This window comes from Marinobacter sp. UBA5687 (assembly GCF_002420325.1).
GTDB lineage: Bacteria > Pseudomonadota > Gammaproteobacteria > Pseudomonadales > Oleiphilaceae > Marinobacter > Marinobacter nauticus.
On sequence record NZ_DIHV01000141.1, the window covers coordinates 1 to 7,021 of the forward strand.

Annotated in this window: 7 protein-coding genes and 2 pseudogenes; 5 read left to right on the forward strand and 4 right to left on the reverse strand. The window is 55.9% G+C overall.

Annotation, left to right across the window (positions count from 1 at the left end):
• Window positions 1-409: 409 nt before the first annotated feature.
• A complete protein-coding gene (locus B3Y70_RS15590) occupies window positions 410-607 on the forward strand; it encodes a hypothetical protein (RefSeq protein ID WP_091855216.1) in 198 nt (65 codons plus the stop codon).
• 424 nt (window positions 608-1,031) lie between these two features.
• Here the strand turns inward: B3Y70_RS15590 and B3Y70_RS15595 are convergent, their stop codons facing one another.
• From B3Y70_RS15595 to B3Y70_RS15605, 4 genes are all read right to left on the reverse strand, one after another.
• The gene (locus B3Y70_RS15595) at window positions 1,032-1,529 is read right to left on the reverse strand and encodes a hypothetical protein (protein WP_092034298.1); all 498 of its coding nucleotides are present in this window, start codon (window positions 1,527-1,529) and stop codon (window positions 1,032-1,034) included.
• A gap of 10 nt (window positions 1,530-1,539) precedes the next feature.
• Window positions 1,540-1,779, reverse strand: a complete 240-nt coding sequence (locus B3Y70_RS15600; protein ID WP_091855218.1) for a hypothetical protein — start codon at window positions 1,777-1,779, stop codon at window positions 1,540-1,542.
• Between the two features lie 23 nt (window positions 1,780-1,802).
• Window positions 1,803-2,171: an SPFH domain-containing protein gene (locus B3Y70_RS17620; protein WP_353743823.1), complete on the reverse strand. Its 369-nt coding sequence runs from the start codon at window positions 2,169-2,171 to the stop codon at window positions 1,803-1,805.
• A gap of 122 nt (window positions 2,172-2,293) precedes the next feature.
• Window positions 2,294-3,334 (reverse strand): SAM-dependent methyltransferase, encoded by a 1,041-nt coding sequence (locus tag B3Y70_RS15605; protein ID WP_264995193.1) that lies wholly within the window; start codon window positions 3,332-3,334, stop codon window positions 2,294-2,296.
• A 185-nt stretch (window positions 3,335-3,519) separates the two neighbouring features.
• Here B3Y70_RS15605 and B3Y70_RS15610 point away from each other — a divergent pair, with 185 nt between their 5' ends.
• From B3Y70_RS15610 to B3Y70_RS15625, 4 genes and pseudogenes are all read left to right on the forward strand, one after another.
• Window positions 3,520-3,753, forward strand: coding sequence for a hypothetical protein (locus B3Y70_RS15610; protein ID WP_227548934.1), 234 nt, complete (start codon window positions 3,520-3,522; stop codon window positions 3,751-3,753).
• A gap of 13 nt (window positions 3,754-3,766) precedes the next feature.
• Complete coding sequence (locus B3Y70_RS15615; protein WP_091854502.1) at window positions 3,767-4,039, forward strand: DUF5676 family membrane protein; 273 nt, start codon at window positions 3,767-3,769, stop codon at window positions 4,037-4,039.
• Between the two features lie 112 nt (window positions 4,040-4,151).
• A pseudogene (locus tag B3Y70_RS15620) lies at window positions 4,152-6,430 on the forward strand (heavy metal translocating P-type ATPase); the annotation flags it as partial.
• Between the two features lie 231 nt (window positions 6,431-6,661).
• Window positions 6,662-6,937 (forward strand): annotated as a pseudogene (locus B3Y70_RS15625) (hypothetical protein); the annotation flags it as partial.
• Window positions 6,938-7,021: the final 84 nt, after the last annotated feature.

The following is a 7,021-nucleotide window of genomic DNA, read 5'->3' on the forward strand; positions in this document are numbered from 1 at the left end:
GTGCCAAGTTCGCCAGCTATGCCGAGGATGGTCGCGGTGTGGATACGGACAAGGCCTGGTTGTGGGGACAGGTCAAGTTCTGACCTTCTCACTGTTGCGTTGAGCAGGCATCCGCCTAAAGAAGGCGGAGCCACCCCGACCGAGGGGAAGATAATCCGAATGGCAAGGGCCACTGGCTAACGGTGCGGTCGAGGAGGCCTCAGGAAGTTTTCCGCACACAACACGCATCGCGGTCAGCTCTGTTACGCAGGCGTGTGGCTGGCCGGCGATCATCCGCGACTTACGGGTCTTTAAGCCCTCCGCGAATGGTTTCAAGGACGGCGCTCGGTCCGTGGCAATGTCATAAATTTACAGAAATTGATGTGTTATCTATGCTTTATGCAGAAGCTAAACAACAAGGAGAAACAAGATGGGTAAAGCTATTAATGGTAAGTTCGAGAACATGGATCAGGCACACAATACGCGAGACGACCTTATTGGCAGCGAAATTCCACAGGATCTGATCTATATTGATAAGGATGAGCAGACGATCCGGGTGATGTTGCCGGCGGAGGAAGCAAGAGAAGTCTATGAAATATTTGACCGACACGGTGTCACTTATAAGTGAACGCTCGTTAACATAGATCCCTGATCTTCAAGCCGCCTTCTTTCGCCTTAGCTCCACTCGCATGACGTTAATACCGCCTGTGCGACCCAGCCGATCAACGTGGCGAGAGGCCCATAGGAGATGACGCCTTTATAATCCACGTCATAGGGAGCAAGCTCTTCCGCCAGATCGATATAGACCCTCGGGGTGACAAAATTGTTTTTGCTTTCAAAAGGTTCCTTTAAGCTGTCGCGAGTGGTTTACCCACCAACCATCAGATCTTTTAACCAACCCTGCTTCAGGCAGCGTTTGAACTCGCTGTGGCTCAGTTCCCTGTAGATGACGGTTATGCCCAGAAGCTCTGAAACAGCAACGCCCCCCCCCCACACCGCGCCGCAAAAAGGTAGACTAAGTGTAGTTGATGCCTTTTCCCATGCTTTCTTGCTCAATGACAGTCACTGTTTTTGGTCAGGTGTGCGAGATTGTCGAGCTCACACTCCTCGCTGTAATGAATCAGCCCGCGTTTTACCTGTTCCGCCATACCTTTTGACAGCCGGGCTGCCGCCTGTTCGATGGTTTTTTCGATATCTTCCAGGGAAGCCTGCAGCAGATCGTAAGTCACATACAGCTCCTGATCCGTGAAGTCCACTGCATCAATACCCATCAGCGACTGCAGTGATGTTTTCAAATCAGCCTTGAGGTCATCGCTGATTATTTCGCGGAGTCGCATGCGGCGTTTTTTTAGAATCACTTGATTTTTCTGCTTGGGCGACAATCCGTGTTGAGGATCGCCCACAAACAGATGCGGGCGGGATTTAAATCGCTCTAGGCACTGACGCGAACAGAAATAGTGGTTTATACCCTGGTAATTCCATAGTAGCGAGCGATTGATTTTTTTCATATCACACACGGGGCAACGAATCGTGGACGCCAGCTTGTTCATCAAGCCCTCCTCAGGGGTTTTGGCCTATACCATTCAACAGTTGGTGTAGCTCGCTTTCAGTGGTTAATGCCAGCGTGGTGGAAGAGTCGATCACCCGGTTATAGGTCTCCAGGGTTTTGACAAAGTCATACAGATCACGGGATATTTCCGACTGGTTATACGCCGCTGCGTAAATTTCCGTGGCTTTCGCGTCCGCCACCCCCTGAATGGTTTGAGCTTCCCGATAGGCTTCAGACTCAATGCGCTGCAAATCCTTTTCCTTGTCGCCGATAATTAGCGGCTTCGCCGGCACCCTCGGAACGGAATCGCTCGGCAATCTGCTGGCGTTTGCTGATCATTCTGGCGAACGCTTTCATTGTAGTTGATCCGCTTAAAACGAATGTCGGGCAATTCAATGCCAAATTTAGCCATCTTTGCCGAAGCCGCGGCAGAGATGTCCGCTTCTATTAGCTGCCGCCCCCGTCGGACGGACCGCGGTTGGCCAATCACCGCTTTTGTGAGCGGCTGGTCGAAGGCGGGCTCCCTGCCTTTCTTGGTGTGTGCAAGTTCTATCAATTCGTGTTTGGCAACAGCTTTGCGGGTTTCACTACCGAGAATATCTTCCAGTCGCGACCGAACACTGTAATCGTCCCGCAACCGCAATGCCTATATACAGAGTGATCTGACGTGGTGAAACCGGTATATCCGACAAGGAGGGGCGGAATCGATCGTTCATGGTTGTTTCCTTTTATCGATTAATGATTCCTGCAATCGACGGACACGCGTTAACCGGTTGTGGCATCGGTGCCTATCTCCAACACATTGTTATCAAGATATTGATGTGGTGGAATAATCAGGTTGGTGGGTGCCCGCAAAAAGTCGTTGCCGGAGCGATACCGCTCAAATCGCTCCTCGGCAATGGTAATGGTTTGTATCAGTGCCTTGCCGCCGGGTCTCAGATAATCGTGTACATCCTTCATGTAAGTGGGCCAATAGGTCTCGCCCACGTGTTCAAACATCCCGATTGATACCACGAAATCAAACGGACCCGACAGTTCCCGGTAGTCCTGTAAACGCACCTCGGTATTTCCCTCCAGTCCGGCGGACCGGAGTCGTTGGCGGGCACAATCCGCCTGTTCGCTGGACAAGGTTGCCCCGGTTACATGGCACCCGTGTGCAGTTGCCACTTCCATAAAACCGCCCCAGCCACAGCCTATTTCCAGGATGCGGCTTCCCCGTTCCGGTGCCAGTCGCTGAAGGATCCGCTCATATTTCGCTTGCTGTGCCTCGTAAAGCGAGAGGGACTCGTTGCCACCAAACAGGGCGCAGGAGTAGGTCATGCTCTTATCCAGCCAGAGCTGATAAAAATCGTTGCCTAAGTCGTAGTGCTCATGGACGTTTTCGCGGCTGCGCTTAACCGTATTGGAAAACAACCGATGTTTGCACCAATGCCATAACCGGAGCCCCGCGCTGGAGCGTAAAGCGCGGTCAAAAACGACTATGTTCACCGTGACAAGGCGCATTAGGGCAAGCAAATTGGGCGTGGACCATTTGCCTGCCATGTAGTCTTCTCCCAGTCCCACATCACCGTGGGTGATCAGACGATCAATGACATGCCACTGCAGGATTGTCATTTCTGCATGTACACCGTCTTGCTTCCCTTCATGGCACGTCTTTTCTCCATCTGGCCATGTAAGTGATAACGAGCCGAACTGAAGAGATCTCAGCGCCTTTCGAAAAAGATTGAGCTGAATGATGCTGCTTTTCCCCGCAGGCCTTTTTTGAGGCTCAAGGTGCATGCTTGCCGAGAAAGATTCGTTGCTCATGCCTTTCTCTCCTCAGAGTGTTCCTAGAAAACATGTTTCCAGTAAATTCAGTAACCGGCAAGTGCATGCGTCATCAATTTTAGGACATTGTTTCTAATTTGATCGAGATCAAGGTGTGCTCTGTTTCGGTCCGGTAATTCAGTTTGAATTCAGGCAGATGTGGTTGACTTGCGTCAGGAAATGCCATGCCCGGGCCTGAAGCAATGCAAAGGCAGCTGGTACAGCAGCAGACTGGAGAGGTCTTTATGGAATGGTTGGCGGAAAACTGGTTCTCGGTGCTTATTGGCATCGTTTTCGTGGGCATGCATATGTTCGGTCACGGAGGACATGGTGGTCACGGCGGGGGCGGGCATGGTGGACATAGTGCGCCGGACAAGTCGGAGAACGACCCGGACAGACGTTCTGGCCATCGGCATTAACGGAGGACGGAACATGCTTGACACAAGACTGGTTACCTGGGCGTTGGGCCTCTTTGCGGCGGTCACCTTCATCGTTTGCGTGATCTATGGACTGGTGACGCCGCAAAGCCTGCACATGCACACGTTTCTCGAGCAGGTGCTGCCGGCGTTCAAGTGGCTGACCTGGTGGGGATTTCTGCTCGGATTGATTGAGAGTTTTCTATATGGCGCTTATGTCGGGCTGGTGTTCTGCCCGATCTTCAATTGGCTTCATCGCCATCTCGGTGTCGGGCGCGCGTCGGGCTGACGAAAGCTCCGGTCTGCAAATAAGGAAAGGGAAACAAGGAATGAAAAATACCGTTGTGGAGATCCGCGGCTTGCTATCGGCACTGAGTGCCCGGGGCGTAGAGAAACAGCTATTGAGATTGCCCGGCGTCAAGAAGGCCGAGGTCAACTATGTGGCCGGCAGCGCGACCGTCACCTATGATGAGGCGACGGTGGACCTTGAGGCTATCAAGGCCCGGATACACGAGTGCGGCTATCACTGTTCCGGAGAACAGTTGCCCAGGCACGTTTGCGACCCGGGGGACCCGCCGACCGAAGCCGGGGCTGTGTCCACGCCCGTCCACGATGGCCATGCCTCCCACACCGGCCACGACGATACGGCGCATCCTGCTGAACACGGCGAACATACTGGCGCAAAGGACGAGATGGCTCACGAGATGGGCCACGGCGGCAGCATGGACATGCAGGCAATGGTGCGCGACATGCGCAACCGTTTCTGGGTCTGCCTGATCTTCAGCCTCCCGATTTTCATTTATTCGCCCATGGGTGGGATGTTCGAACCACCGGTGCCACCCTTCGGACTGCGGCTAGACCTGTGGTTGCTATTACTGGCAAGCATCGCCGTGCTCTGGCCAAGCTGGCCGTTCTTTGTTGCCGCCTGGCGCGCGCTGAAAAACGGCGTGCTCAACATGGCTGTGCTGGTCGTTCTCTCGGTGGGTACTGGCTACCTGTTCAGCGTCGGTTCCACGCTCTTTTTCCCGGGTGTGCAGTTTTTCGAGGCGGTGGCGGTGCTGCTGGTGTTCATCCTGCTCGGCCATTGGCTGGAGATGCGCGCCCGTGCCGGTGCCTCGGACGCCATCCGCTCGCTGATGGATCTCGCGCCGCCCAAGGCCACTGTGTTGCGTGATGGCCAGGAACGGGAGGTACCCACCGCTGAGGTTCTGAAGGACGACATCGTCGTGATCCGCCCCGGCAATAAGATTCCGGTGGACGGTGAGGTCTTGGAGGGCGAGTCCCTGGTGGATGAGTCCATGCTCACTGGCGAGTCCATGCCGGTGGAAAAAAGCCCGGCGATAAGGTGATCGGGGCCACTATTAACAAGAGCGGCAGCTTCAAGTATCGCGCCACCAAGGTGGGTTCCGACACCGCGTTAGCGCAGATCGTCAAGCTGGTGCAGGAGGCGCAGAACTCCAAGGCCCCGGCGCAGCTGCTGGCGGACAAAGCGTCACAGTGGCTGGTGGTGATTGCCATCGTGATCGGCCTGCTCACCTTCGCCGTCTGGTTCTGGTGGATCGGCCAAAGCCTGCTGCTTGCCGTGACCCTGACTATCACCGTGTTCGTGATCGCCTGTCCGGATGCCCTCGGCCTTGCAACGCCCATGGCGGTGATGGTGGGCACCGGCCTCGGTGCCAGGAACGGCATCTTGTTCAAGAATGCCTCTGCACTTGAGGATGCCACCCGGCTGGATATTGTGGTCTTCGACAAGACCGGCACCCTGACCATGGGCGAGCCGCAGGTGGTCGAGGTGGTCGTGGTGGCGGGCAGCACCGAGGAGGCGGTCCTCGCACTGGCGGGGACGGTGGAGCAGGGCTCGGACCATCCTCTGGCCCAGGCGATACAAAGTAAGGCCGAAGGCTTGCAGCTTGATCCGCTGACCGGCTTCACCAACATCGAGGGCAAGGGCGCGCGGGCGGAGATTGGCGGCAAGACCGTGCTGCTCGGCAACCGCCGGCTGATGGACGAAGAGAAGGTCGACATGGCGAGCCTGAAGGACGAGGCCGCGCGTCTGCAGAGTGCGGGTCAGACCGTGGTGCACGTCGCCCAGGACGGGAAGCTGGTCGGCCTTATCGCCATTGCCGATGCGCCGCGCCCCACCGCTACTGCCATGGTCAAAAAGATGCGTGAACGCGGGGTGGAGGTGGCGATGCTCACCGGCGACAACCAGGCCACCGCCGAGCGCATCGCCCGGGAACTCGGCATTGAGATGGTGATCGCCGATGTCCTTCCGGGGCAGAAAGCAGACAAGATCAAGGAGCTCCAGGCTCAGGGCAAGAAGGTTGGCATGGTGGGCGACGGTGTCAATGACGCCCCGGCACTGACCCAGGCGGAGGTGGGTTTCGCCATCGGTGCCGGCACCGATGTGGCTATTGAGAGCGCTGACGTGGTGCTGATGAAGAGCGACCCCTACGATGTGCTGGGAGCCATCGAGCTGTCGCGCGCTACCCTGCGCAAGATGCACCAGAACCTGTTCTGGGCGGTGGGCTATAACGTCATCGCCTTTCCCGCGGCGGCAGGCGTGTTCTATCCGTTGGTGATAAGCCCAGAAGTAGCGGCGCTCGCAATGTCTGGAAGCTCCGCTCTTGTTGCGGTAAATGCACTCCTGCTAAAGCGAACCCGACTGGACGGCTTAGGGTAGACGAACACTTCCAATTGGAAAAATTGATGTTCATCAAGCCCACGCTATTGAGCGACTCTTTTTGCATCTTTTGTTGGGGTTTTTCAGTGTGAATTCAGGCTTATGAGTTTAAGTGGTAGGTAATTGCTGTTTGCTGACATGATTAATGACAACAAGGGGGAACGGGTAAATGGACATCAAAACCTTTGGAGAACTTATTAGCTGGACACGGGATTTGCATGCTCANNGATGCACCAGAACCTGTTCTGGGCCGTGGCGTACAACGTGGTCGCCTTTCCGATGGCGGCAGGGGTGTTTTATCCGTTGATCATCAGCCCCGCCGTGGCAGCACTTGCCATGTCGGGCAGCTCCGCGCTGGTGGCGGTCAACGCGCTGCTGCTGAAACGAACGCGGCTGGAAGGTATTGGTGCGGGCAATAGTGGGTCCGCCAGCGGCGGCGGTCAGGGCGATGCGCAGGCAGGCCAGGTGCCGCTTCACGCCGGACACTCGCAGAAATCACATTGAAGGGGGGGACTTGAGATGTCTGACACATCATCGACCAAGACACCGGACGGGAAGGGCATGGCGGCACGGTTTCCCACCGCCTAT

Coding starts and splice junctions, on each gene's coding strand:
- B3Y70_RS15590 (WP_091855216.1), top strand. CDS start 410: ATGGGTAAAGCTATTAATGGTAAGTTCGAGAACATGGATCAGGCACAC.
- B3Y70_RS15615 (WP_091854502.1), top strand. CDS start 3,767: ATGCTTGACACAAGACTGGTTACCTGGGCGTTGGGCCTCTTTGCGGCG.
- B3Y70_RS15605 (WP_264995193.1), bottom strand. CDS start 3,334: ATGAGCAACGAATCTTTCTCGGCAAGCATGCACCTTGAGCCTCAAAAA.
- B3Y70_RS15595 (WP_092034298.1), bottom strand. CDS start 1,529: ATGAACAAGCTGGCGTCCACGATTCGTTGCCCCGTGTGTGATATGAAA.
- B3Y70_RS15610 (WP_227548934.1), top strand. CDS start 3,520: ATGCCCGGGCCTGAAGCAATGCAAAGGCAGCTGGTACAGCAGCAGACT.